Origin of the sequence: Burkholderia sp. AU16741, assembly GCF_002223345.1 — a bacterium.
Lineage (GTDB): Bacteria > Pseudomonadota > Gammaproteobacteria > Burkholderiales > Burkholderiaceae > Burkholderia > Burkholderia sola.
In genome coordinates, this window is sequence record NZ_NKEZ01000033.1 from 1 (window position 1) to 516 (window position 516).

General features: G+C 60.7%; 1 protein-coding gene. It reads right to left on the reverse strand.

Annotation, left to right across the window (positions count from 1 at the left end; translation table 11 throughout):
* A partial coding sequence (locus CFB89_RS33890; RefSeq protein WP_179233589.1) for a fumarylacetoacetate hydrolase family protein occupies positions 1–516 on the reverse strand: 516 nt, incomplete at both ends.

Consider the following 516-nt stretch of genomic DNA (forward strand, 5'->3'; position numbering starts at 1 on the left):
TCTTGCCAGGCACCCACTGCGGCGTGTGACGTTGCCAATCGCGTACCGAACCATCGTTGTAGGGCGCGTAGCCGGCGATATGCTCCCACGATGCCTCTTGAGAAATACGGCGGCCGCGCTTGCCGATAATCACCGCGATCTCGCCTTCGTAGTCGAATCTCTCCGACTCCAGCGGGGCAATCAGCGGCTGACCGTGGCCCACCTGAGAGTTGGCGAAGCGCGCGAACACCCACGGCTTGACCGACGGGTCCTTGCCCGTCTCACTGCGGTGGGTCTCGTAGTTGATGCCGATGCAGAGGATCTTGGGCGGATTCGGAATGACCGGCAGAAACTCGATTTCATCGAGATCGTATGAGAGCCCACCACGGGAGGCCGCTTCTTCCAGTTCATCCAGCGCGCCAGCTTGCAGCGCGGCCAGCAAATCGACGTACTTGTCGTTCAGGCTCTTCTTGAGATCAAGTGCCCGACCATCGACCACTGCGCCGAACGTCGCTTTTCCGCTGACGCGGAAACTCA